At 62.6% G+C, this 24,841-nt stretch carries 24 protein-coding genes; 4 read left to right on the top strand and 20 right to left on the bottom strand.

Annotated elements, in window-relative coordinates:
* Window positions 1–104 precede the first annotated feature (104 nt).
* Both PAE61_RS00225 and PAE61_RS00220 read right to left on the bottom strand, forming a co-directional pair.
* The gene (locus PAE61_RS00225) at window positions 105–1,034 is read right to left on the bottom strand and encodes a DUF2493 domain-containing protein (RefSeq protein ID WP_271109841.1); all 930 of its coding nucleotides are present in this window, start codon (window positions 1,032–1,034) and stop codon (window positions 105–107) included.
* Window positions 1,035–1,814: 780 nt separating this feature from the next.
* Entirely contained in the window at window positions 1,815–2,240 is a 426-nt protein-coding gene (locus PAE61_RS00220; protein ID WP_271112112.1) for a MarR family winged helix-turn-helix transcriptional regulator, read from the bottom strand.
* A 97-nt stretch (window positions 2,241–2,337) separates the two neighbouring features.
* On the opposite strand from PAE61_RS00220, the gene PAE61_RS00215 reads away from it, so the two are divergent.
* The 3 genes from PAE61_RS00215 to PAE61_RS00205 are packed head-to-tail and all read left to right on the top strand — an operon-like array spanning window position 2,338 to window position 4,276.
* Window positions 2,338–2,838, top strand: coding sequence for an EF-hand domain-containing protein (locus tag PAE61_RS00215; RefSeq protein WP_271112111.1), 501 nt, complete (start codon window positions 2,338–2,340; stop codon window positions 2,836–2,838).
* A 13-nt stretch (window positions 2,839–2,851) separates the two neighbouring features.
* Window positions 2,852–3,394 (top strand): cytochrome b, encoded by a 543-nt coding sequence (locus PAE61_RS00210; protein WP_271112110.1) that lies wholly within the window; start codon window positions 2,852–2,854, stop codon window positions 3,392–3,394.
* 12 nt (window positions 3,395–3,406) lie between these two features.
* Window positions 3,407–4,276: a peptidase associated/transthyretin-like domain-containing protein gene (locus PAE61_RS00205; protein WP_271112109.1), complete on the top strand. Its 870-nt coding sequence runs from the start codon at window positions 3,407–3,409 to the stop codon at window positions 4,274–4,276.
* A 264-nt stretch (window positions 4,277–4,540) separates the two neighbouring features.
* On the opposite strand, the gene PAE61_RS00200 is transcribed toward PAE61_RS00205, so the two are convergent.
* From PAE61_RS00200 to dsrO, 3 genes are read right to left on the bottom strand one after another with little or no spacing between them, the layout of a single operon-like run.
* Window positions 4,541–7,633: a molybdopterin dinucleotide binding domain-containing protein gene (locus PAE61_RS00200; protein WP_271112108.1), complete on the bottom strand. Its 3,093-nt coding sequence runs from the start codon at window positions 7,631–7,633 to the stop codon at window positions 4,541–4,543.
* Window positions 7,626–8,822 (bottom strand): NrfD/PsrC family molybdoenzyme membrane anchor subunit, encoded by a 1,197-nt coding sequence (gene nrfD / locus PAE61_RS00195; protein ID WP_089964268.1) that lies wholly within the window; start codon window positions 8,820–8,822, stop codon window positions 7,626–7,628. Before nrfD ends, PAE61_RS00200 begins: the two co-directional genes overlap by 8 nt.
* Window positions 8,803–9,582, bottom strand: a complete 780-nt coding sequence (dsrO, locus tag PAE61_RS00190; RefSeq protein WP_089964269.1) for a sulfate reduction electron transfer complex DsrMKJOP subunit DsrO — start codon at window positions 9,580–9,582, stop codon at window positions 8,803–8,805. The genes nrfD and dsrO overlap by 20 nt, the downstream gene beginning before the upstream one ends.
* Before the next feature lie 506 nt (window positions 9,583–10,088).
* On the opposite strand from dsrO, the gene PAE61_RS00185 reads away from it, so the two are divergent.
* Window positions 10,089–11,474: an IS1182 family transposase gene (locus PAE61_RS00185; RefSeq protein ID WP_271112107.1), complete on the top strand. Its 1,386-nt coding sequence runs from the start codon at window positions 10,089–10,091 to the stop codon at window positions 11,472–11,474.
* Window positions 11,475–11,928: 454 nt separating this feature from the next.
* Here PAE61_RS00185 and PAE61_RS00180 read toward each other — a convergent pair whose 3' ends face one another.
* The 15 genes from PAE61_RS00180 to PAE61_RS00110 all read right to left on the bottom strand — a co-directional run bounded on the left by PAE61_RS00180 (window position 11,929) and on the right by PAE61_RS00110 (window position 24,808).
* Window positions 11,929–13,122, bottom strand: a complete 1,194-nt coding sequence (locus PAE61_RS00180; RefSeq protein WP_043870818.1) for an IS91 family transposase — start codon at window positions 13,120–13,122, stop codon at window positions 11,929–11,931.
* A 12-nt stretch (window positions 13,123–13,134) separates the two neighbouring features.
* A complete protein-coding gene (locus PAE61_RS00175) occupies window positions 13,135–14,022 on the bottom strand; it encodes a tyrosine-type recombinase/integrase (RefSeq protein ID WP_043870817.1) in 888 nt (295 codons plus the stop codon).
* 157 nt (window positions 14,023–14,179) lie between these two features.
* Window positions 14,180–14,761, bottom strand: coding sequence for a rhomboid family intramembrane serine protease (locus PAE61_RS00170; protein ID WP_434803064.1), 582 nt, complete (start codon window positions 14,759–14,761; stop codon window positions 14,180–14,182).
* A 148-nt stretch (window positions 14,762–14,909) separates the two neighbouring features.
* Window positions 14,910–15,317, bottom strand: coding sequence for a hypothetical protein (locus PAE61_RS00165; protein WP_071675266.1), 408 nt, complete (start codon window positions 15,315–15,317; stop codon window positions 14,910–14,912).
* Between the two features lie 284 nt (window positions 15,318–15,601).
* Window positions 15,602–16,330: a DUF736 family protein gene (locus tag PAE61_RS00160; RefSeq protein WP_271109833.1), complete on the bottom strand. Its 729-nt coding sequence runs from the start codon at window positions 16,328–16,330 to the stop codon at window positions 15,602–15,604.
* 124 nt (window positions 16,331–16,454) lie between these two features.
* Window positions 16,455–16,757 carry a hypothetical protein gene (locus PAE61_RS00155; protein WP_271109832.1) on the bottom strand — a complete coding sequence of 101 codons (303 nt, stop codon included), beginning with the start codon at window positions 16,755–16,757 and terminating at the stop codon, window positions 16,455–16,457.
* A 100-nt stretch (window positions 16,758–16,857) separates the two neighbouring features.
* Window positions 16,858–17,319 (bottom strand): DUF6915 family protein, encoded by a 462-nt coding sequence (locus PAE61_RS00150; protein ID WP_271109831.1) that lies wholly within the window; start codon window positions 17,317–17,319, stop codon window positions 16,858–16,860.
* A gap of 1 nt (window position 17,320) precedes the next feature.
* The gene (locus tag PAE61_RS00145; protein WP_173508454.1) at window positions 17,321–17,707 is read right to left on the bottom strand and encodes a DUF6878 family protein; all 387 of its coding nucleotides are present in this window, start codon (window positions 17,705–17,707) and stop codon (window positions 17,321–17,323) included.
* Between the two features lie 122 nt (window positions 17,708–17,829).
* Window positions 17,830–22,092 (bottom strand): strawberry notch-like NTP hydrolase domain-containing protein, encoded by a 4,263-nt coding sequence (locus PAE61_RS00140; RefSeq protein ID WP_271112106.1) that lies wholly within the window; start codon window positions 22,090–22,092, stop codon window positions 17,830–17,832.
* 102 nt (window positions 22,093–22,194) lie between these two features.
* Window positions 22,195–22,347: an antitoxin PaaA2 family protein gene (locus tag PAE61_RS00135; RefSeq protein WP_099911232.1), complete on the bottom strand. Its 153-nt coding sequence runs from the start codon at window positions 22,345–22,347 to the stop codon at window positions 22,195–22,197.
* Window positions 22,337–22,501 (bottom strand): hypothetical protein, encoded by a 165-nt coding sequence (locus tag PAE61_RS00130; protein WP_009819683.1) that lies wholly within the window; start codon window positions 22,499–22,501, stop codon window positions 22,337–22,339. Before PAE61_RS00130 ends, PAE61_RS00135 begins: the two co-directional genes overlap by 11 nt.
* A gap of 94 nt (window positions 22,502–22,595) precedes the next feature.
* On the bottom strand, window positions 22,596–23,114 hold the full coding sequence (locus tag PAE61_RS00125; RefSeq protein ID WP_069301771.1) for a type II toxin-antitoxin system YhaV family toxin: 519 nt from the start codon (window positions 23,112–23,114) through the stop codon (window positions 22,596–22,598).
* Complete coding sequence (locus PAE61_RS00120; protein WP_005668772.1) at window positions 23,111–23,437, bottom strand: type II toxin-antitoxin system PrlF family antitoxin; 327 nt, start codon at window positions 23,435–23,437, stop codon at window positions 23,111–23,113. The genes PAE61_RS00125 and PAE61_RS00120 overlap by 4 nt, the downstream gene beginning before the upstream one ends.
* A 124-nt stretch (window positions 23,438–23,561) precedes the next feature.
* Window positions 23,562–24,215 (bottom strand): DUF6927 domain-containing protein, encoded by a 654-nt coding sequence (locus tag PAE61_RS00115; RefSeq protein ID WP_271109828.1) that lies wholly within the window; start codon window positions 24,213–24,215, stop codon window positions 23,562–23,564.
* Window positions 24,215–24,808: a regulator gene (locus PAE61_RS00110; protein WP_271109827.1), complete on the bottom strand. Its 594-nt coding sequence runs from the start codon at window positions 24,806–24,808 to the stop codon at window positions 24,215–24,217. The genes PAE61_RS00115 and PAE61_RS00110 overlap by 1 nt, the downstream gene beginning before the upstream one ends.
* Between the last annotated feature and the right edge of the window lie 33 nt (window positions 24,809–24,841).

Raw genomic sequence — 24,841 nt, 5'->3', positions numbered from 1 at the left:
CATATACCTATCAAAACAGGAAATTGCTAGGCAAAAGGTTCTTGGAGAATTGCCACGCCCATGAGAAACGACGAAAGGGCCGCGCCAAGCGCGACCCCCTCTCTTCAATCCTGCGCAGTCTTCTTCGCAGGGTCCGCAACCCGCATGACCGTCAGGCCTTTTGCTTCCGCCTTCTGCCCGAGGTTCAGCGCGACCCCATTGCCGCCGAAGAGTACAACCCCCGTCGCCGCGAACTTGTCGTCCAGCATCTCATCGTTGCACTTGAACGGTGCCGCCCGCCCATGCGCGGACCAGCGCGGATCGAAGCGCGCCTGTGCTATCCCGCGTGCCCGGGCCCACCGAGCCGCAATCATCTCTGCCCCGTGCTTGCCACCCTTGTGGCAGAGGAAGATCTCCTGGTTGCGGTTCTGCTTGATCCGTTCGCGAACCTTGTCGAGCGTGTTGAAGATCACATCGACATCGGTCCAGTCGGTGGCGCCTGAGACGATCAGGGGCACCCCCTCGACTTTCGACTTCTCGGCAGTCTCACGGTCGTGCTGTTCAAGGAGCTGCCGTGCCTCGAAGACTGCCCCGGTCTCCTGCGCCCGGACGCTTGCGCGCGACCCGGCTGCCGGGATGAAAGCGTGGCCCGTCTCGATCTCGTAGCATTCCGCCGCCGCCTCGCTCATCACCTCGATGGCGCCGACAATCTCGCGCAACTGCAGGAAGCGCGCCTGCGCCTCTTCGAGCGCGGTCTCAGCGATCTCCGATCCGTCGTGGGATTTTGCCAGCGCGCCGATCTTGTCGGCGGTGCGGTCGACCTCCTTGCCAAGCGCCACCTTGCGCCGCTGCAGGATCGTGGCGAGCCCATGGGCCAGCGGTTCGATCTCTGCTTCAAGCCCAGTCCCGCGCAGCTGCCCGAGCAAAGCCTCGAAGCTCTCGCGGATGATGTGGTCGGTCAGGATGTGATCCTCGGGGATCGGGAGTTGTGCATCCTTCTCGGTCAGCCCGAAAAGCTCGATGGTCTCGTAGGTGTTCGCAGTGTCGTAAGCCATGTCTGGTCTCCAGTGTTCGGTTTCTAGGCCACCACGTGAGTGCGGGGGCATGGCCGAATGCTTGGTTTCCGAATCTGCCCGGGTCAGGGACGGCGCAGCCGCCGGCTTGCCGGGCGCAAAAGTTTTCCGTGCACAACACCCGACACATGCGCGGCCTCACGCACAGGACCGCCCCGCACCACTGGCCCCGCCCTCGCCGAAAAGTTTTGCGATCCTTGACGCGGGCTGATTTGGGGGCCATCCGGAGGATATGCTTCCGCACTCATGTGTGTGTGTTTTGACGGTAGGTTTGACCGACCCGAGCAGGCAAACGGCCCGACCGGACGCGGGAGACGGATGGAGTGGCGGGATCGTTTTGCTCTCAAGCAAAACAGACCAAAGCGCAATCCGGCGGAGCGGCCGGGGAGGAACGTGCTCGCGAGGCGGGCAAACCGGGATGCCGGGTACGACGCCGCGGTGAGGCCGCATGGCCGAATGCGCGACGGACCGAAGGGCCGTTCTCCCCTGCGACACGCGAAGCCGAGCAGGGGAGGCCGCAAGGCTCTGGCCACGGTTGATGTGCAGGGACTACGCTGCCGACTATAGGGATTGCTTGTCCAGGCATTCGACGTGATGGGCGGGGAGTAGACGTTCGCTGCGTTCTGAACGAACGGCAGCAATGCGGACAAAGCGGACTTCCGACGAACGGCAGCTTTCGGTGCGCGACAGAAACGATCGTTATCGCCGGTGACAGAAGCGTATGGGTTTTGGCACGCTTGGCGCTTCATCGACAGTTCCAGGCTACCGCTTTGCGAGTAGCAGTGCCTCTGCCTTCTGGACGGCGGGCATTGCCTTCTCGACCAGATCACAACCGGCGTGCGTCAGCTGAATAGGCTTGGAGCGACCGTCGCCTTCTCCTGCCGGGCGCGAGACGAGCCCGCGAGCCTCCATGCCTTTTAGCAACTTTGTCAATCCTCCCGAAGACATGAGAATCGCATCGTAGAGATCGGTCGGTGTCAGAATATGGGGAGGATCATGCGACCTGAGCGCAGCCAGAAGTTCAAACTCCGACCGGGTCAGGCTGAAAGCCTTAAGAGCCGTCTGTGCAGCTTCCTGCAATAGCCTCGTGCGACGCGTGAGCGACATTACTTCGCGCGTCTGATCGGCAGATACGTCCGGCCAGTTCCTGCGCATTCTTTCCACGATCTCTTCGATGCTGTCGGTCATGCCGGATTTGTAGCTGGTGAAGAAATATCTTGCAAGAAAGATAGTGCGCTCTATATATCTTTCCAGAAAGCTAAATCATGCAAGAAGGAACCGAGCCATGAACACGACATCCGCCAAACGCCTGGCCCTCGGCTATGCAGCCGCGTCCGCTGTTGCCCTCGCCGCCACGTTAGGCTCCGCTACGGAGGTGCCAGAACCCGTCCAGACGCTGGAAAACATCGCGGCCAGCATCGACGCGACCAATGACGGGGTCGTCGCTGCTGCGGAGCACCGTGACTTCACCGAAGTGGCGTTCCTGTCCATGGACAGTGACGAAAGCTACACAATCGATGGCGACGAGTTTTTTGCCTGGGACATGGGCTTTGCCCATCTCGCCGATGAGCGCGGCAAAGCGAGCGCCTATGCGCAGGCAAAACTGGACGTCTTCGCTGTTTGGGACGGCGACGGAGATGGTGTGATCAGTTCCGCGGAAGCCCGGGAACAGGCTCTATGGGAGTTCACCAACGCCGATGCGGACGGCGACGGCCAAGTCAATGCCCGCGACCTCGCGATCGGATCGCCGACCTTCGCCACGCTGTTGAGCTTTGTTTGGGTCTAAGGGAGTTGAGACAATGGAACGTGCGCAAAGAAATGGCTATGACCTTCTCGCCCGCGTCAATCACTGGGTGGCCGCCGTCGGCTTCATGGGGGCGCTCGGCCTTGGCCTTGTCATGGCCTATGGTGGCCTTGACCGCGAAGCGGTCGGCGGTTTGATGGACTGGCACAAGGCCCTCGGCGTCTTTGTCTTCGCCTTTGGCCTCTGGCGTGTCGGCTGGCGAATACTTCAGGGCTTCGCCGCGGACCATCTGTCCACGCCTGTCTGGCAGCGCCGCATCGCCCGCGGTGTCCATATCGCCCTCCTGGCCGCCATCCTGCTCATGCCCCTCAGCGGCATTCTCATGACTGTGGCCGGTAGTCGGGAGCTTCAGGTGTTTGGCGTGACACTCTTGCCGTCGCTGGGTGAGATCGCCTGGCTGGATGCACTGGCGGATTGGATGCACGGGACGCTAGGATTGTTCATAACGGGGGTTCTGGCGCTTCATATCATCGCGGGCCTGAAGCACCTGTGGTTGCGCGTTGCGCGCGAAGACGAGCCTATGGCTCAGCAAATCTGAAAGGATCGGGTAATGACTATTCATCACGACAATGGCCATCACGCCCACGACGCCGGTTTTGCGGACGACCTGCAGAGAATGCTGGGTCGCCGTCGGGTCCTGACCATGCTCGGCGCTCTTACCGCGGGCGTGGCGGCCGCACCCGCCTCGGCACTCGACTGCGTTGCCCTTCCATGGGAGACCGCCGGTCCCTATCCCGGGGACGGGACCAATTCCAAGGCCGGTCAGATCGTCAATGTATTGACGCAGGAAGGCGTGATCCGGGAAGACCTGCGGGCCTCCTTCGGAGCCTTCTCCGGAACGGCCGATGGCCTTCCTCTGGACATCGAGCTGACTTTACAGGATGCAGCTTCCTGCACGCCGCTCGCGGGCCATGCGATCTATGTCTGGGCCTGCGACACGACAGGAAACTACTCGCTCTATGATATTGTCGACGCCAACTACCTGCGCGGCGTCGGCATCAGCGATGAGAGCGGTCTCGTGCGGTTCACGACGATCTTTCCCGGCTGTTATGATGGCCGCTGGCCGCACATTCACTTCGAGGTGTTCACGAGCGCGGAAGCCGCGGTGAGTGGGGAAGCCTCTGTACTGACCGCCCAGATAGCCTTGCCCGAAGCCGAGTCCGCAGACGTCTACGCCGCCGACGCGCGCTATTCCAACGGCACGCGGAACCTCGGCCGGATCACGCTGGCCAGCGACAATGTATTCGCGGACAATACCGAGGCGCAGATCGAGCAGCAGACATTGAGCCTGACCGGTGACCCAATTAGCGGCTACCGCGGAACGCTGACCATCCCGATAGACTTCACTGCCGAGCGTGGCGCAAACATGGCACCGCCGCCAGGCGGAGACCGCGGAGGTCCGCCTCCTCAGGACAATTGACCAAAGCGAATACGAAAGGGGTCGGGCGCAGCAAAGCGGCGAAATCGGTGGTTTTAGAACGATACTTTTTGGCTCAGCTTATGCAAAGCCTTCACGGATCAACGAATGCTCGCTATTGGCAGCGGTTCTGTTTGGCAATCTGATTGTGGGAACTGCTCTGGAACGCAATTTCACAGAAGCAGAATCGTTCCCAACAAAATCGGTGCAGCATCGAGATCGGAAACCTTGACCAGCCGCGATGATGTCACGGCTGGCTCTTGTGCCTCAGGCGACGGCCTGTTGCACCTTTCTGATGCGCGTCGGCAGGCCCTGACGGATGCTGGCGCCGCTGATCGGCTCCAGCCAGGTTCCGGCAACGCGGCGCGTGGGGTCGGCAAAGCCGAGCGCGTTCAGGTTCACGCCGGCGCCGACCCAAGGGTTGCCCCCATAGGATTGCCCGTCGATCACATGCTTGCCCGCGCCCAGTTCGCTGTGACCGAACCCGTGTTCGATCCCCAGCGCACCGCGCATCACCCCCTCGCTGACCAGCGCCACGCCGATGACGCGGCCGCCGGGGCTTTCGATTTCGATGGTATCGCCATGGGCCACGCCCGCACGGCGTGCGTCGTGGGTGTTCACCATCACCGGGTTGTTTGGCTTGATCATCCGCAGCCGGTCCAGCCCCGCCGAATAGGAGTTCATCATGTTCGACTTGAACGAGAACGCCAGCAGCGGCCAGTCATCCTCGGTGAACACGTCGCGCATCGGTGTGCCGTCCGACAGTGCGGCGCGGCGGAATTCGGGCACACCGCGGTGGCGCCGCCCGGTTTCGCTGTCGATGGCGGTGCCGACATCCTCATTGTAAAGGCACAGCGTCCGCGCCCAGCGATTGCCGAGCTTTTGGCCGTCATAAGCCTGATCGAAGGTCTGGAACCGCCCGCCGCGCGAATAAAGATGCGCGACCGCGCCGCGTTCCTCGACCGGCAGCGTGGCGTCGATTTCGGGCATCAGACGGGCAATGCCGCCAAGCGCTATGTCCTCCGTGCTGGCATCGGGCAGCCTTTCACCCTGATAGGCCACGTTGGCCGCGGCGCGAAGGAAGAAATCCTCGGCCCGGTTCAGGTCATGGGCGAGACCATCCGCCCCCTGGATTGTGCCTGCACCGAAACCGGCAAGGTTCAGCCGTTTGGCCACGGCAATAAAGAAGCTTTCCATGCTCACCGGATCGCCCTCGGCGGTTCTGGCCTGGCGCGGCTCGACCACGGGCCAACAGGCGGTCGTCATCTTGGTCAGGTTGCCCGACCACGCCCCGGTAAAACCCCAGACCTCGTACATCACAGAGTCCGGGAAGATATAGTCGGCGTAGCGATTGGTTTCGTTGATGAACCCGTCGATCGACACGTAAAGCCCCAAGCGTTTCGGATCGGCCAGCTTGTCGGCGATCAGGTCGTTGAGCCCGGCCTGTCCATATAGCGGGTTTGCCATGACGCCGATCACCGCCTTGATCGGATAGGGATAGCCATCGAGCGCCGAGGCCAGATGTTCGGTCAGCACCGGCGGGGCCAGCTTGCGCCACGGAGCGTTGGATGGGTAGGGGTTCTCGCCTGCCGCGACACGGCGCTTGTATTCCGACGATTTTTCGTAAGGAAAGCGCGAGCGCGACAGGAATACGCCCTTGGGTTTGCGCATGCCGTCGAATTTGGCCAGGTCATAACGCGGCCCGTCGCCGAAGCCGTTGAAGCTGCCGCCGCCATGGGCCGCGCCGCCCTTGTGGTTCATGGAGCCAGCCAGAAGGTTCAGGATCTGGATGCCGAAGGCCGCGTGGAACCCGGTGGCCGACATCATGCCGCCATGGCAATCGACCACGCCGCGTCGGCCTGCGGCCTTGAAGCGCTGCGCGATATCGACGATCCGCGCCTGCGGTATGCCGCATTCCGCAGCCAGATCAGCCAGCGAATGCTCCTGCGCCGCTTCGCGCAGGATCAAAAGACTGGACCGGACGGCAATTTCAGTGCCATCGGGAAGTGTGACCGTGTCATCGACGAACAGATCGCCCCGCCCCGTGGTGTCAGCTGCGGTCAGCATGCCCTGCGCCATGACCATCGGACCATCCTGTGGCGTTTCCGGTTCGGCAAGGCCCAGGTCGGACTTGCGCAGGAAACGGCCCTGTCCTTCGTGACCCTCCTCGGTGATGACCAGGTGCGTTGCGTTGGTATGGCCCACCTCGCCCGCCGCATCGGCCGCGGCCTGCGACGGCAGGGCCAGAAAATCGGCGGCAAAGCCATCGTTTTCCAGCAGCCAGCGGATCAGCGCCATGGCCAGCGCGGAATCCGTGCCGGGGCGCACCGGCACCCAGTTCGACCCGCCGGCCGAATTGGTGACGGAGGCGTTCAGCGCCGGGTCCACCACCACGTAATCCAGACCCTTGGCGCGGGCATCGGCGATCATGCGACCCTGCCGTTTGAAGGGGTTGCCCGCCTGGCTAGGCGCGGTGCCGATGAACAACGCGAATTCGGCGTTGGCGAAATCAGGCTTGGTATGGGCGTTCTTTTCCAAATCGTTCATCACCGCGCCCGCGCCCATGCGAAAGGCCAGGCCGCAATAGCTGCCGTGGTGGCCATAGTTGCGCGTGCCGAAGGCGTTGAAGGCAAAGCGTTTGAGCAGGGCGGAACGCCCGTAATCCGTGGCCTCCATCACCAGCAGCTGGTTGGTCTTTGGCCCCAGTTCGGGTGCCTCTGGGTCAAGCGGCGTATCGTAATCGTTGAGCGCGCGCAGACCTTCGACGGTCCCTTCGCCGAACAGATCGCCGCCTTCGCAGATCTCCTCGATGGCCTGTTCGAAGGGGACGCTGCGCCATTCGCCCGACCCGCGCGGCCCGACCCGTTTCAACACGTTCAGAACGCGGTGGGGGCTGGTGATCTGTGCAATCATCGCGTTGCCCCGCGCACAGGCGGTCGAGCGGTGCTTTTGCCCGTTCTCGTTCAGCCGAGAAACAAACCGCAGGGCATCGGCTACCGGCACTTCCTGATCCAGATGCGCGTCCGAGGACAGCGGATGATAGGGGTTGCCGCGCACGTTCAGCACGGTGTCGGTAGCATTGTCGATCCGCACGCGGATCCCGCATTTGGTCGTACAGCCATAGCAGACGGTAAAGGCCAGGCGCTGATCCTCGTTGATCTCCAGATCGCCGCTGGCCGGGTCCACGCGGTATTCCGGCGTGGGTGCGTTGCCATAGATGGGATGCGCGGGCTTTTCGCCCGCACTGCCTGTGATGCCCCGCGCCATACGCGCCAGCGGCTCGGAATAACCGGCGGCAAAGGTGGTGGCCCCGGCGACGGCAACGCCGCCCTGCAACAGTCTGCGACGCGTCTTATCCATGAGAAGGCACTCCGTCTGAAGGTTTGGAAACGGGGACGGTAGAGGGCCCGTCAAGGGCCGCCCGCCAAGGCACGAATATCTCGATCAGCATCAGCACCGTCAGCCACAGGGCAAAGGCACCGATGATCCCCAAAAGGCCCATCGACCCCATGCCCAACTGGTATTCGCTGAAACCCGCGGTCTGGCGCTGCACCGTCTGCACGTTCATCAGAACGGCCCAGCGGAACATCCACGCGGTATGCAGGGCAAGCAGGCCGAAGACCCACCCCAGGCCCCGAATGCCCGGCCGCATCAGCAGTGCCAACACACCGAGGAACAGTACGCCCCCCGTGGCCACCGCGCGGAAGGTCATCGCGCGCCAATCGGGGTTACCCTTGACCGAGTCCAATGCGGCCGCAACAGATGGGTCGGCTTGGGTCAGCCCTACCGCGAACCACAGCGCCGCGGTGATGCCCGCCAAGATGCAGGCCACTAGCAAAACACCAAGCAACTGACGCGACACCGCGCGGCTGGGGGATACGACGGGCGTCTGGGGTGCCGTTGCCAGTTCTGCGGCACGCATGCCGGAAAACCGGTCCAGAACCAGCAGCATACCAACCGATCCGATCAGACCCGTCGCCACAAACATCACCGGCAGGAAATCGGTGTGCCAGAGCGGACGACCCTTCAGAACGGCGATCTCGTAACCGGTATAGAGCGCCATTCCCAGCGACGCGGCGAAGGCACCCAGCCCCGTCAGCACGATCAGCCAGCGCGGGCTGTCCCAATGGCCCAGCGTCGCTACACGCGCCACCCAACCGACGATACCCCGTTCGCCGCGCCAATCCTGCATGGGTTCACGCCAGACCAGCCAGGCCAGCCCGATGGTCAGTACCACGAAAACTGGCAGGATCAGCGATCCGATCGACATCCAGGACCAAGGCGTGAAATGGGCGTAGAAATGCCAGAACCGTAGCGGCTGATGCAAATCCGCGAGTAGCGACACAGGGGCTGCGATGGCGGTCGTAACCGCCCCCACCAGCGCCAGCCGCGCTATGGGTTTCCAGCGGTTCACCCCAAAGACCGCGCCGGGCAGTGCCAGCCAGAGCGAAGTGTAGGCCAGCGCCACAAGGAAGAAATACTCGACCGCGCGCGGATACCAGGCGATGCCGTAACGCGGTGCGATGATCTCAATGCTCTCCATATTCATACCCCAGTTCTGCCCCTGCGCTGTCGCGCACATCCCAAAGGCCCGGCGCCGCTTGCGGCCGGTCGATGAACCGTTCATCCATGCCGAGATAAAACACATGCGGCACCGTGTTCTTGTCCGGTTGCAGTACCTTCAATTCGTCGCGGTGCTCTTCGATCATCCGGCTGATCTGGCTGTCGGGATCCATGATGTCGCCGATAATCCGCGCACCGCCGACGCAGGATTCGACACAGGCGGGCAACAACCCCGCCTCAAGCCGATGGGCGCAGAAAGTGCATTTGTCGGCGACCTGTGTGCGGTCGTTGATGAACCGCGCGTCATAGGGACAGGCCTGTACGCAATAGGCGCAGCCGACACAGCGGTCGGCATCCACGACGACGATGCCATCCTCGCGCTGGAACGTGGCCTGCACCGGGCAGACCGGCACGCAAGGCGGGTTGTCGCAATGGTTGCACAGCCGCGGCAGCATGAATTGTGCCAGATCGCCAGTCTCCTCGTTTTCGACCTCGTATTGCGACACGATGGTGCGAAACTTGCCTAGAGGCGCTTCGTTTTCGATATGACACGACACAGTGCAGGCCTGACAGCCGATGCACTGGCGCAGATCGATCAGCATGGCATAGCGTTTGGCGGCATCCCCATCCCGGCGCGGCGGCTGGTCGTTGATACCGGCCTGCGCAACACTGGCCAGCGGCACGAAGGCTGCACCCGCGGTGATCCGCGCGGCCTGCGCCATGAATAGGCGACGTGCAAGATCCATTGGAGACCCCCTTCACAAGATGAACCACGGCTTTGGTCCGTTGCTATGTCGGGAATGGTCTAGACCAGTTGGACACCACGGGAGTTGATCTGGATCAAGTGACGGAATGTAAGTCTAAAACGGTAGCAGACGGGGCCGCGCGGGCCAACTCCTTCGAAGGACCGCAACGTAACCCAAGTGTATCTGATTGGTACGGACATTCACGCCCCTGCAGCGAAAGCCCGTTTTGTCCGCACACCGGACACAAACCCCCTGCCAGAATCTGTGCGCCAAAAACGGTCGTTTTTATCCCTCTCTACGGCTCCGCCTCACATCAGCGCCTTAGCACGGGCACAACCCTCGGGCAAAACCTTCGGGGTTGTGGGACGATTGCGGCTCACTGGTTCGAGCGGCCGTTCGCTGCGGTCCGTCGAAAGCGCGAGTTGGGCTTATTTTGTTGAAAAACTCGTGCTTGATTGAAGGGCATCTGGCTGATTCAATTCCTGCAATGGGTGGGAGGATTGGCGATGATGGGACCGCGGCAGGAGGCGCAGCCGGCGCTGTTTTACGAGTTCTCACTGGAGGATCATGTTCCTCAGGAGCATCTTCTTCGGTCCATTGATCGGTTTGTCGATCTCAGCAGCATCCGTGCGCATCTTTCGGATTTCTACAGCCACACCGGCCGGCCGTCTGTCGATCCCGAGTTGCTGATCCGGATGCTGCTGGTTGGCTATTGCTTCGGCATTCGTTCGGAGCGGCGCCTTTGCGAAGAGGTGCATCTGAATCTGGCCTATCGCTGGTTCTGCCGCCTGGATCTCAGCGACCGGGTTCCGGATCATTCGACGTTTTCGAAGAACCGGCACGGGCGGTTCCGCGACAGCGAGTTGCTGAGGCATCTGTTCGAGATGACCGTCACGCGCTGCATCGAGGAGGGGCTGGTCAGCGGGCAGCGGCTGGCGGTGGATGCCAGCCTGATCGAGGCGGATGCCAATAAGCAGAACTCGACAGCGAAGGAAGATTGGGATGCAACGCTGATAGACCCCTCGGATGCGCCCCGCGCCGTGCGCGAATACCTTGACACGTTGGACAAGGCCGCATTTGGCGCCGCCAGCGAGGTCCATCCGAAATTCACCTCACATTCCGACCCGGCCAGCCAATGGACGGCGGCGCGCAAAGGTCCGGCATTCTTCAGCTATTCCGACAATTACCTGATCGACACGGATCATGGCGTGATTGTCGATGTCGAGGCGACACGATCCATCCGGCAGGCCGAGGTCGGATCAACCAAAACCATGCTGAAGAGGGTGAAAGACAAGTTCGACCTGCATCCTGAACGCCTGATCGCGGATACCGCCTACGGCACCGGACCGATGTTGGGCTGGCTGGTCGACAGGGGCATTGCCCCGCATATCCCTGTCTTCGACAAGTCCGGGCGCAATGACGGCACCTGGACCCGGGCAGACTTCGAATGGGATGCAGAGAACGATCAATACATCTGCCCGGAAGGTCACAGGCTCAAACAGTTCCGCCGCAACTATTCGGACCCGAACCGCGGCCCGACTGGCAAGGGAACCGCCAAATACCGCGCACTGAAACTGACCTGCCAGCCCTGCCCATCGAAACAGAAGTGCTGCCCGAACGCCGATGCCAGATCAATCACCCGCGAGGAACACGAAGATGCGCGCCAGATCGCCCGGGACATCGCCAAGACCCGCCAATACGAAATCTCGATGAAGCTCCGCAAGAAGGTCGAGATGCTGTTTGCTCATCTGAAACGCATCCTCGGGCTGGGGCGCCTGCGGCTAAGGGGACCTTGCGGCGCGAACGACGAATTCCTCCTTGCCGCCACCGCCCAGAACCTCCGCAAACTCGCCAAGATCTTTCCTGCACCGCAGCATCCGCGAAAAGCCTGACACCAGAAAGGCTTGCACCCGAAGGAAACGGTCCAAAAGGCCCCCGATGGCAACGCGTTTTTCCACAGAATCGGCTCGGAGCCGACCTTCGCTGCGAGATAGGCCAACGACTGCTCAGGTGAAGGATTTTCGACGCGGGCCGTGGCGCAACATTTCCTGGCGGTGCTTCGTCGGCCCGCGTTGGAAATCCTCCCAAGGTGGAAGCCGCGGTGGCCAGGTGCTGTCTATGGGGAAAGTGCGCTGAGGTTTCCAGCGCCGGTGCAGCGTGGTGTGCGGTTCGAAGGCTGTAGACCGTTCCCAATGGCGCCCTGATCCGCCCAGATGATGCTGTTCGGTCTCGGATGGCGCATTCCGTCGGCGGCTCGTCGGTGCGGCGCCGCGTAGTGCAAAGCTGAGCCGGGCCGGGCCGACTGCAAGATCCGGAGTGGTGTTCGTGACAGTGACGGGCGTTTCGTCATGCGGCCTGCTCCCGAGGTGGGGCGCGCGACATCGGTTTCTGGCCGCGGCGGAAAATTTCGATGATGCGCATCGGGCCGCCGCAGCAAGGGCACGGCTCGCGCAGGGTGAGCGGCGCTGCCTCGGCGGCGGGCAGAGCATCCCGGACCGGCATGGTCTGGCCAAGCAGGGTTCGGATCCGGTCGATGTTGACCTTCCGGCTCGCGCTGGCCAGCAGGCCGTAGTGCCGGATGCGGTGGAAGCCGTCGGGGAGGACATGCATCAGGAACCGGCGGATGAACTCCGATGTCGAGAGGCGCATGACCTTCTGCCTGTTACCGGACTTGATGCGGTAGTCCTTCCATCGAAACGCCACCGTCTCGGCGTCTGCGCTGATCAGGCGATGGTTCGAGATCGCGACGCGGTGGGTGTAGCGGCTCAGGTAGGCCAGCACCGCCTCGGGGCCGCCGAAGGGCGGTTTGGCGTAGACGATCCATTCGGATCTGCGGAACGGTTTGAGCCAAGCGGCAAAGGCATCTGCTTGCGCCAATCCTTCGAGACCGCCGTAGAAAGCCAGCTCTCCGGCCCGATGCAGGGCCAGCAGGCCGTCGAGGAAAAGCCGCCGGAACAGGCGGGACAGCACGCGAACATGCAGGAAGAACCCCCGCTTGCAGGCGACCCATCGGGTGCCATCCAGCGACAGGCCTCCGCCCGGCACGATCATGTGGATGTGGGGGTGATGCGTCAGGGCCGATCCCCATGTGTGCAGCACGCTGGTCATGCCGATCCGGGCGCCGAGGCGCTTGGGATCGGCGGCGATGGTCATGACCGTTTCCGCGGACGCGCGGAACAGCAGGCCGTAGACGGCCTTCTTGTTCCAGAAGGCGATCTGCGCGATCTCGGCTGGCAGGGTGAAGACGACGTGGAAATACTCCACAGGCAGAAGGTCCTCGGCGCGGGCTTCCATCCAGTCGCGTGCCGCCGGTCCCTGGCACTTCGGGCAGTGGCGGTTCTTGCAGGAGTTGTAGGCGATGTGGTGGTGGCCACACTTGGCACAGCCCGCGACATGCCCGCCGAGCGCTTCGGTCCGGCAGGCTTCAATCGCCGACATCACCTTCAGCTGGGTCAGGCTGACATGCCCCGCATTGGCCTGCCGCCACGCGGGACCATGAGCGCGAAAGATGTCAGCGATCTCCAGCGTTGGCCGGGGCACCCCGGCGCCCCGTCACTCCAGACTTCGCTTCACCGTCTGATCCTGCAGCTTGGCCAGCATCTCGTAGGGGCTGACCGTGTCACGGATCGTCTTGGTCGCGACATGGGTGTATTGCGCCGTCGTGGTGAGCTTGGCATGGCCGAGGAGGACCTGGATCACCCGCACATCCGTGTTGGCCTCGAGCAGGTGCGTCGCAAAGCTGTGCCTGAGCGTGTGCAGTGTCGCCGGCTTGCTGATCCCGGCCATGTGCTTGGCCGAGGTGAAAGCCCGGTTCAGCTGCCGAGGCGAGATCGGATTGATCTTCGGCTTGCCCGGGAACAGCCAGCCCTCGGGACGCGCTTCGCGCCACCAGTCACGAAGCAGGTTCAGCAGGCCCGGAGAGAGCATGACCTTGCGGTCCTTCCGTCCTTTACCTTGCTCGACATGGATCAGCATGCGGTCGCTGTCGATGTCGCCGATCTTGAGATTGCAGACCTCGGCGGCGCGCAGCCCCGCACCATAGGAGATGCTGAGCGCGGCCCGATACTTCAGGCCCGGCCCGGGTGCCGCCATCAGGATGTCCGAAACCTCCTCGACGCTGAACACCACAGGCAACTTCCGCGGCTGGGTGCGGAACTGCATGTAGCGCTTCATGTCCTCGCGCCCGCAGGTCATGCCGAAGAAGAACCGCAGCGCCACGATCCTCACGTTGAACGTGCTGGCCGTGACCCCGGTGTCGGTCATGTGCAGCTGGTAGGCGCGCAACTCCTCCGGGGTGGCGGTATCAGGTGAATGCCCAAGGAATTGGGCGAAATCCTTGATTGCCCTGATGTGGGACTTCTGTGCCTTCTCGCCCATCCCCCGGATGCGCATGTCTTCGATCATCCGCGCCCGTAGCGGCGAAATCCTCTCCTCGGTCATGGGAACCTCCTGTCTGTCGATTGAGAGGCCTCAATCGTCAGGCAGGTGCCCGCATTCCCAAATGCACAGGGTGGCGATCAGCCCCGAGCGCCCGTCACGGGCGCCATTGCCGCGCGAGCGGCTTCGTCCTTGGGCCGACAACGTAGGGTGTACTGCTTCAGTCCAAATCGACACCGCCGAGGCGCGGCACATGGACATGCGTCCGGACAAGGGATGCAGCGACAGCGCCCGCGATGGCGCCGAAGAGATGCGCCTCCCACGAGACGCCGGGTTGGCCCGGAAGAACGCCCCAGAGAATGGAGCTATAGAGGACACCGACCAGTAGTGCCGCGCCCAGCGTGATCGGGGAGCGATCCACGAAGCCGCGCGCGACGAGGAAGCCAAACCAGCCGAAGACCAACCCTGACGCACCGATATGGATGGCGGAGCTTCCGAACAGCCAGACGAGTCCGCCGCCGAGGCCGATCACCACTGCGTTCACCGGCAGCAAGGCTCGCGTGGTCGTGGCAACCAGCAGCCCACCCATCACCAGGAGAGGCGGCGTATTGGCCATCAGGTGCGAGAAGCTCCCATGCAGGAGGGGCATAGCGATGACACCATCCAACCCGCTGCCGTGCCTGGGGATCAGGCCGAAGGCCGGGTTCAGGCCGTAGCCGGTGATCCAATTGACGACTTGGATCGCCCAGAGCAGCGCGACAAAAGCGGCAAGCGCCGCGGTGCGCCGGAAGAAGACGCGCATGTGATCCCGGTTCATCATGTTGGCGACAGTAGTCGTCCCCACAGCGCCTTCAACGGCTTTCGCGCGCTGCACAGGGTGCCACCTCCGGGAAAGGGGGTTCGCGGCGGCCAACCTCGGTAGGGCTCAAGCCAAGAGAATGGCCCCGATCTTACACGGTGTTCCCAGGCCGCAGCGGCATGATTTCACGCTCGGGGCGCTTCAGGGCTTCGGCGTATTTGCGGGCATTGTCATCGATCGTGCTGTGCCACAGCTTCGAGACAAACGCCCGAGCGTCTTGGACCGTCATATCGTTCAGCGATGAGGACAACGCCATGAAGAGCTCATCCTCGCTGATCGCGGCGGCGCTATGCATGGCGTCCGCGTAAAATGAAGGGTCGTTCAGGACCTGTTGGCTTAGCGGCATCAGCGCGAGGTTCTCTTCCGGGATCGCCATGAAGATCGTGTCCTGCAGGTCGGTCAGATACGCACGCCGCGAGGTGGACACCGACTTTCCCACCGGCTTGGCCTCCTGATATGCCTGCCTTGTCCTGTCGAGCTTCGCCCTTGCATGGGTCATGATGACTTCACGCTTTCGGGCGGGTAGCGAAAATCCAGTGCAGCGCTCGATATGAGCAAGGAGTTCTGCAACCTCTGCCTCAACATCAAAGCTCTCGAACCATGGAACCGTCCCTGATCTAGCCGCCACGCGCTCGCCCTCGATATTGCGTTAATATATTATTGTATCGCATTTACACCAGATCGCAAGCGGGTGACGTCCTTTACGCAAACGGACATGGAAAAAGGGGAACCGTGATCCCACGGCTCCCCTTTCGATTCAGATCGTCTCCCCTCGCGCGCCGATTAGGCGACCAAGGAGAGCCCCGCGCCCGCGTCCTGCGGCTGCTCACCGCTGTCGATGAACGGGATGATCGAGAAGGTCTGCCCGCCGCGCTGTTCTTCGTTCTGCACGGCGTTGACGCGCAAGTCGCCATCAGGCGTGTTGATCAGCAGCGACAGGTAGTCATTGCCCGTGCGGCTGCTTTTGGCCATCCACGCCGAGCCGACGCGGATTGGTTTACCCCGGGGCGAGCTGACCTCGATCCGGTAATCTGGGTGGGTCTCCTCGGATTTGTAGCTGTTCTCGATCAGCATGAACTCCAGATCGAACATCATGTTGGCGATGTAGCCCGTGAAGGCGTTGTCAGCGTCCATGGCGGTGAGCTCGCCCGAGATCGAGCCGGATTTCATCAGGCCGTTCGAGACCAGCGGGATGATCTCGAATTCGCCACTCTGGGCCGCGCGCGCTTCTTTCGTCTGGACCGCGTTGACCCGGAACGGACCCAAGCCGACATCGATCTGCATCGAGATGTAGGGGTTGCCGCTGGTATTGCCGGTCTCGTTCCAGGCCGTGCCGATGCGCACCTTGCGGCCTGTTTTGTTGACTGCCGTCACGTCAAAATCCGGGCTGCGTTCGGACATCTTGGCCCGCGCCTCCAACTGGATGGCGATGTCAAAGCGCGTCGAGTGGATCATGCCGGTGTACTCGGCGGCTGCGGTCTCGACATTGCGGGTGAGGGTTCCTGCGAACATGGGATGGTTCCTTTTGGATTGGCCGGTGCCTGACGTTCTTGCCAACGCATCCGGGATTGCTTTCTCGACCCCTTGAGGGATCACAAATCAGAAAGCCTGCTTTCCTTTCAGCCCCACCCACGGGTCAGATCTGCCGTCCGAGTGGGAATGCACCCACACCTCCGGGTGCTACGCCCCTCCCCTGCCCGTCTGGTCTTGTTTGGCTGCCCGGATTTTCCGCGCCGTCCCCCGATCGCGCGATGAAGAACTCCGCCTCTTTGCCGTTCAACCAGTGCCCTTCCCGGTCGGTCAGGCCGATGGTGCTGCCGTTCGGCACATAGGTGATGAGGTACTGACCGAGCCGGTACTTGTGGACAACGTAGCCGGTATTGGCCCAGTGCACGGTCTGGCCGGCATCGACGGCGGCCTTGATTTCATCGAGTGTCATGGGGTCCTCCTCAAGAAGAATGGTGGGGAAACGACGCAAGAAGCCCGATCGTCCGACCGGGCTTCTATGCAGCATTTGTTTGGCAAACGGCCGAGAGCTGTCAGGCACCTTGCGTGGCTTGCGTCGCGCGCGCCGCCATCCAATCCTTCAGGCCAAGAACCGTTCTTCCGGCGGCGACCTCGGAGGCCCAAGCGAACCTTGGGTCGCCGCAGGGCTCGGAGCCGGAATACCGGTCGATGTGGCCATTGGCCATCCATGGCTCGGGCTGGATCCGTCGCAGCCAGTCCGCCATGCTCGGGATCCGGCCCTGACAGTCTTCGCGGACATGCTGCTCGCCGATCCAGCGCACGGGAATGTCCCGACCTGCACTGTTGGTCAGGGTCAAGCCGAAGACACGTTCGGCCTCGAACAGGCCTTGGGCATGATGGCGCATAGCTCGGTGCGTGAAGAGCGCGAGGTGCTCTTTCGAGGCGTCAAACCAATCGTGCACAGCCTGATAGTCAGACGGCACCCCGCCGAATTTCCGGGCCGAGCTTTCGGCATGGTGAAGCGGATGCGCCATCTCACAGCCCCTCGTCATAGCTATGCGAATATTCGACTTGAGCGTCCGCGTGATCCAAGGTGATACTGTCGTTGCGCAAGTCCCAGGTCAGCGTGCCGTAGCCACCCTCGTTGTTCTCGAACCCCGGGTGATGGTGATAGGCGAGCAACCAGGCGAAGTCGCCAACCTCTGTGGCAAGCGCCTCCGGCAGTTGGACCTCTGCAGGCTGCACCGTCACGTCCTCGACATTGCCGGAGTCGCCATAGCCTTCGTATTGGGCAGTGACCTCGCTGATGCCAAGCGCACGTAGTTGCGCGAGCAGCTCCACTCTGGATGCCTTCAAGGTGGTTTCGCGCTCTGCACGCCACTGAGCCGCCATTGCGGCATAGTCGATTTGGGGATTGGTCATGGGTCTGTCCTCTTATCTGAATTTGGGGGGGCCGGGCCTGACATTGGTCAGCGCGCGCCCGGAAAGCGCAGATCGGCCAAGTCCCGATCCACGCCGCCCGACCGGAAGCTCGCTTTGACTTTTCAGGCGGCTTGTTCTGCCGCTCTAGCGGCTCGCTGGCCCACGATCCGGGCCAGAATGCTTCCCGTGTCGATCCCGTCCCCATGCGGCAGGAACACACGCAACTGGAAGGCGATGATCTCGGTGAAGCAGCCGAGCGCCTTGAGGCCATCGATCATGCCCCGATCCGCACCGCCCAACTCAAGGCGCATCTCGCCTGCGACCCGGCGACGGGTCAGGGTCAGACCCCGGCCCAGATCGACAGGTGCGGTGGTGCCGAGGGCGGCGGTCAACATCTCCTGTGGCGTTTGCGGATTGGAGACGAGGAAGCGGGCGCGCAGCGAGGCCGCCCCTTCCTCACTCAGCGTCCGCCCGATCATGGCCGTCGCCCCGTCTGGCGTGACACGGTAGATCCGCTCATTGGTGGTCGGAATGTCCTTCCAGATCGGCAGCAGCAGCCCGGTCAGCAGGTAGAGCTTGGTCGTGGTGGTTTTTGGCAGGGACGCAGCCTCGGCCTCCCAAATCTGCGCAAATTCGGGCCTGTCGATCTCTTCCCAAGCCGAGGACTCAAACCGTGCCTCTTCGAGATAGCTCGACCCGTTTGGCCGCACCGCCTTGCGCATCAGCGTGACAATGTCCTCGTCATACATCTGCATGGGCCGCGCCGAGATGAGCGCCGCGCGACCGGAGGCGCGATTCACCATCGGCAGCTTGTCGGGATTGCGCGATATGGCCTCTTCGGCGACCAGGACATACACTGGGTCCGTCACCTCAAGTCCGATAATCCGCGTCACGGCGCCGGATTTCGGGCAGGTCCAGAGATCCTCGGTGGAGACCTGCTCGATCTTTTCGCCACGTAGGGTTTCCACGCCGAGATCGAGCGTGCCCGCCGCGCGCGCCCGCTCAGACTGATCGGCAATCCGGCGCATGAACTCGGCAAAGAGCGCGTTCTGCATGTGGATGGGAAGGGCAAGCACCCGGTTGAGAAACCGCTGGATCGGGGGAAGCTCTTCGAGCAGCACCCCGTCCTTGTCGATCAGCCGCAGGGCCGTCCAGTCGGTGAAGCTCTCGTAGCTCATCGCCTCGGCGCGCCCGGCGGCAAGATCGGCGAAATACCCACGCAGCGCCGCTCGCGCGATCGGGCTTTCGAGATTGTCCTCCTCGCGGAACATGCCTTGCGAGCCGGTCTCGCGCTGGCCCTTGGTCAGGGCCCCCAGCTGGTCGAGGCGTTTGGCGATCGTCGAGGTGAAACGTTTCTCGCCATGCACATCGGAGGTGCAGACCCGAAAGAACGGTGCGCTGACCTGGGCCGAGCGATGCGTGCGGCCGAGCCCCTGGATGGCTGCATCCGCGCGCCAGCCGGGCTCCAGCAGGTAGTGCCGCCGCCGTTTCTGGTTCTTCGCCGTTTGTGCCGCATGATAGGAACGGCCAGTGCCGCCTGCATCGGAGAAGATCAGGATATCCTTTTCGCCGTCCATGAAGGCTTGAGTCTCGGATGAATTGCTGCTGGCGCTACGCTTCTCGATGAAGAGATGACCATCCTCGGCCTTGAGGGGCCGGATGGACCGACCCGTGACTTCAGCGACGGCCTCGTCGCCAAAGGCCCAGAGGATCTGATCGAGCGCCGAGGGGATCGGCGCCAGCGTCATCAACTCCATCATGGCCGCGTCACGTAAAGCGAGCGCTTCGCGCGAGACGACCAGCGCGCCGGCCTCATCCCGCAAGGGTTCCGCGACCATGTTGCCGTCAATCTCCACGAGCTTTTGCGCGTGGATCGGGAAGGCCTGTTCGAGGTATCCCAGAACATAATCGCGCGGCGTCAAGGCACCTTCGACGAGTTCATCCTCCGGGTCCATCGCCTCAAGCCGACGCTTCAGCAGGCTCTCGCCTGTCGAGACAACCTGGATGACGCAAGCATTGCCTGCCGCCAAATCTTCCTTGATGGCGTGGATGATACTTGGAGCCTTCATGCCCATCAGGAGATGGTTGAAGAAGCGCTGTTTCGTGCTCTCGAAGCGAGATTTGGCAGAGGCGCGTGCGGCCGAGGCATTGGTCTCGCCCGAGGCATTGCTGACACCGGTCGCCGTCAGAGCCGCCTCGAGATTATGGTGGATGGTGCGAAACGCTCCAGCGTAGGCGTCATAGACCTCGATCTGGGCCGGGGTCAGCGCGTGTTCCAGCACATCGTATTCAACACCGTCGAAGCTGAGGGCACGCGCTGTGTAAAGTCCGAGCGTCTTGAGATCGCGCGCAACCACCTCCATGGCGGCAACGCCGCCGGCTTCCATCGCCGACACAAAGCTCTCGCAGCTCGGGAAGGGATATTCGGGGCCCTGCCCCCAGAGCCCCAGCCGCGCGGCATAGGCGAGGTTGTGCACGCTCGTGGCACCCGTGGCCGAGATGTAGAAGACGCGAGCGCGGGGTGCTGCCAGTTGCAGCCGCAGGCCAGCAAGGCCCTGCTGGGAGGGTTTGACCCCCCTGCCCTGCTCCGACCCGGCCGCGTTCTGCATGGCATGGGCTTCATCAAAGGCCAGTACGCCTTCGAAGTCTTCACCCATCCAGTCGAGAACCTGGCTCAGTCGCGTGGTACCGCATTTGCCCGCGGACCGCAGCGTGGCGTAGGTGACGAAGAGGATACCGTCGCCCATCGGGACGGGCTGGTCCGGTTTCCACTTGGAGAGCGGCTGGATGTCGGCGGGCGAGCCGCCAAGATCGGTCCAGTCGCGGATGGCGTCCTCGATAAGCGTGGCGGATTTGGAGACCCAGATCGCTTTTCTGCGCCCGGCCAGCCAGTTGACAAGGATGAGGCCCGCGCATTCGCGCCCCTTGCCGCAACCGGTGCCGTCGCCGAGGAAATAGCCAAGGCGATAGGCACGTGCATCCGGGTCATCATCGGCGCGCGTCAGCTTGGTCTGGTCGTCATCGATGGTAAACCGACCGGGCAGGTCGCGCCCATGGGCATCATGCGCCATGATGATGGTTTCCAGCTGCGCCTCGGAGAGATGTCCCTCCTCGATCAACCGGGCGGGCAGGCCCAAGTCATCACTGCCCGTGTTTGAGGGCATGGGCGGGGCAACCGAGGCCATGGCGATGCTCTCGACGAGCGGCGTGGGATGTTCTTGCGCACCCGCGATCTCGATCCGCTGCGGACGGTAGCGCGCATAAATGTCCGAGATGGGCGTGTTGTCGCGAGGGGTCTCAAAGCTTGTAAAGCTGAGCGGACGGACGGCATTGGCCCGGCGTTTGGAGGCGGCAACAGGCGAAGCAGCGGTCTTGCGCGGGGCAGATGCTGGAACGGTCGGCCGAGCATGAGGGGTCGCTTCAGCCCGTTGGGCGGGGCGCATCTCGGGCCGGGTTGCGGCCACGGCATCGACATATGCCAAGGCTTCATCCAGATCCCGCACAGGGACGCGGATCATCTCGCCGTCCTCCTGCACCTTGTCGAAGACCATAAGCTGGGTTTCGACAGAGGTGCCGAGTTTGCGGTAGACCTGCCCCGGCATCGTCAACGCCAAGCGCGGCGTCAGTAGACCGCAGGCGCGTGACCAATGCGCGGCATCGCGTTCGGGCGTGAATCCCGGCGGCATGATCGCCACCAGCCGCCCGCCGGGTGCCAGACGCTTTGCAGCCGCGATGAGATGTTTGGCGGCGATGTGTTTGTCCCGGGACCGATCGACCGAGGAGGCGAAGGGCGGGTTCATCACCACGACGTCGGGTAGAACCGGCGACTGCAGCAGATCGTCGATATGCTCGCCGTCATGGCCCGTCACCTCGCCGCCGAAAACCGCGCGCAGGAGGCGCTGGCGAAAGGGGTCGATCTCGTTGAGCAAAAGCGTGGCACCAGCCCGGGCGGCGAAAGCGGCCAGTGCACCGGTGCCCGCCGAGGGCTCCAGAACGGTCTCGCCCTTGCGGATCGCCGCGGCCCGCAAGACCAGCGCCGCAAATGGCAGCGGCGTGGAAAACTGCTGCAGCCGGATCTGCTGCTCGGAGCGGCGGGTTTCCGTCAGGAGCCGCGAGGCAAGCAGCCTTGCAGCGGCGACGTCACCTGAAGCACCTTCCCCACGCAGCAGCACCTGCACAGCCGCGGCCTGCGTCAGGTCATATGCCATGCGCCAGTCCCAGGCACCGCCGGCATCGTTGCCATGGAACGTCTCGCGCATGATACGCGCGATCGCTGAACTGCGCAGGGGCTGGTTGTCGACCTCCGCGCCGATCTGCGCGAGGGCAGAGGCGAGATCAGGGTGGGAGATCGAGAGAGCCGGGTTTGCCGGTTTGGGCTTGGTCATGGGGATTTTCCTTTGGATCAGGGTCTGAGTTCCAAAGGACAAAAAGCCCACTTTTGCTTTTCAGGGTGACGGGATCAGACCGCGCTGACCTCCAAGGCTTGGTCAGGACTTGGGTTCGACCTGCCGCTTCGCATCAATCAATGCCTGTGCGGCCTGCATTACCTGAACCTGTGAAGTTTCGGCGCGTGCATCCTCAAGCGCGGCCTTTACCTTCATGCGAAACCACGTGTCATACGAATTCGCTTCAGCGGCCACGGAAATGCTCCTCGAGCCCGATATCCAGCAGCTTGCCGAGGTCATCGGGCATGTCTGCAACGCGCACAGCAATTGGGAAACGGTGCCCCGTGAGGTCAGGCGCGCATTGCTCCTCTAGCCCGAGGTGCTGCCTATCCTTTTCCGTCTCATTCATTGTGCTTTCTCCGACCGTATTATCAGCCGATGCTACATCTTCCAGCGTGGCGTCGTAAACGATAATGCCAAAGGGTCACAGCAAGCTGGCCCACTTACCGATCGGGCACCGCTTCAAGGGATTTCTCGAACCGCTTGTCCGCCGCTGCAGCTTCTTTCAAGAGCGCGTCGAAATTGTCAGGTGGATTGCCATCTTCCAACATCCCTTTGAACGTCGCATATGCATCCGTCTTGCTGCCGTAGGCGCGCAGGGTCTTGTCGTCATTCACCCATGCCACCACGATGACCTTCGCATCGCTGTTGAAGCGGTAAAACAACCGATACTGCTGGAAGAATTTCGCCCGGAACCAGTGCTTGCGGTGGTCGCCGAGTGTGCCGCCTTGCCGGAAGGCTGCGGCACCCGGATCTGCCGGTATGGCCTCGGTCACCAGCTTGAAGATGGCGGCCAGCCGTTTCGTGGAATTTTTCTTGCGCCAGGTCTTGGGATCGCGCGCCTTACGCGCCTCGACCTCCAGGGTCAGCCCTTCGAGCTGGTCCAGAAAGAGCGGATGCGCATATATCGACCATCCGTTTACGACAAGGGGCGCTTGGGCGGGCACGCTATCGCCGCTCATTCATCCTCGAGCGATAGCGGCGCATCGAGATCGACGTCAACGTCTCCGACCAGTGCTGCAAGACGGTCATGCAAAGCCCCATCGAATGCCCGAATGCGGTCCGGATGCGCCTTGATATCGGCCTCGACAAAATCGAGAAAGGCTCCGAGCACGGGATCTTCCTCGTCGCTGCGGACGGGCTCGATATAGACCCTGCCACTCGGCTCGGTGCAGTAGCGAATCTGGTCGCCCTTGCCCAGCTTGAGCTGCTTGCGCACACCCGCCGGCACGGTCGTCTGATACCGATCCGTGAGTTTCGAGACATCTTGTGCGAGGGCTGTCATGGCAGTCTCCTGAAGAAAAGGTTCTTTGCTGCCCGCGATAGGTAATGCATTTGCATTGCCTTGTCAAGACAAGCCGCAGCATCTGCTGTCGCCGGGCAGGTCGATGAACCGTCCGGCGCAGGACCTAATTTCGCCCCGCCAGGAACTCCGCCAGCACCGGGCTAGCCGCACCTTTCGCGGAGCTGAGCAACTCCGAGCCCGCAAGCGAGGCCTTCGACAGGCGTACGAGCCCACCAGTTTCCTCGATGCGGTAGCAGCGGCGCTTTTGCCGCCCGCGCCTGTAGTGGGTCGCGGTGACAATCTGGCAGGTACTGCCATCAGTGAGCGTCACAGGTGCTGCGAGCTTGATCTTGTCGCCTTCCTCGTAGTCCGGGATCGCAGCCCAGTCCTGGCAGCGCTGGCGCCAGGCATGAGCATAGCTGTCTGGGTCTTTCAGATCGGAGAGGAGCTCGATCAGCCCAAGGGGAGCACGCGACTCGTTCGGGCCAGCGCTTTCCTCCATGTCCTTGTAGCCCCAGCAGCCGTCATCATATCGGGTAAGGAATACGGCGGCGAAAGTGATGGAGCCATCCGCATCGGTGACATAGGTCGTGTCTTCGACAGGGGTGCCGTCGATATTTGTGACCTTTGCCGCCGCGTACCAAGTCGAACCCACCTTGCAGGCTTTGACCAGTTCCGTCTTGCGCCTTTCGCCCTCGAAGGTGCACAGCCGAGCAATCTCCGCTTTCTCATCTGCGTAGGTCTGGACGCGGCCGTCGGTGTAGAAGAGCCAACCCATCACGCCGCCCTCCGGTCATCGATTTCCATCAGCGCATCCAGCGGCACGCGGTAGGGCTGCATGGCGTCGAAATCCTCGCAATTGCCGCAGTTCTGCACGATCGCGAAGGTGTCGCAGGCATCCTTGAGAATGACCCGGAAGGTGCCGCCGAGGCCCGAGGGCACCTCGTAGGTTCCGCCGATGAGATAGTCCGAGGCCCGGCGCACGAAGACGCGGATGCTGTGGCCATCGGTGGCGAGCCGGATCGCACCCCGCCCCCGGTCGATGAGAACCTGCACGTCATCCAGGATGTCGGTGTAAAACTGGCCGGTCAGATCACGAAACGCCATGCGGCGCTGCGCCATCCAGTCGGTATCCCGAAACGGGTTCATGCCGTCGGCGAAGGCGAAGGACGGATCGGCCTGTTCGGTGGTGACGATGCGGGTGGTCTTGCCGTCGATCCCGTTTGAGCGCAGATGCACACCATTGCCGACGATGAGGATCAGGGCCGGCCTGTCCACGGGCCCGTTCCAGTTCGGCAGGAAGGTTTTGCAGGCGCGCGCATGCGCGATTTGCGCCGCAACTGCGGAGGCAGAGAACTTGAGAATAGCCATGGGGATGTCTTTCCGTTGGGTGTGGGAGGGTCG

Origin of the sequence: Paracoccus aerodenitrificans (genome assembly GCF_027913215.1) — a bacterium.
GTDB classification, from domain to species: Bacteria; Pseudomonadota; Alphaproteobacteria; order Rhodobacterales; family Rhodobacteraceae; genus Paracoccus; species Paracoccus aerodenitrificans.
The sequence above is the reverse complement of the archived record's forward strand: the minus strand, read 5'-3'. Positions and strand labels throughout refer to the sequence as shown.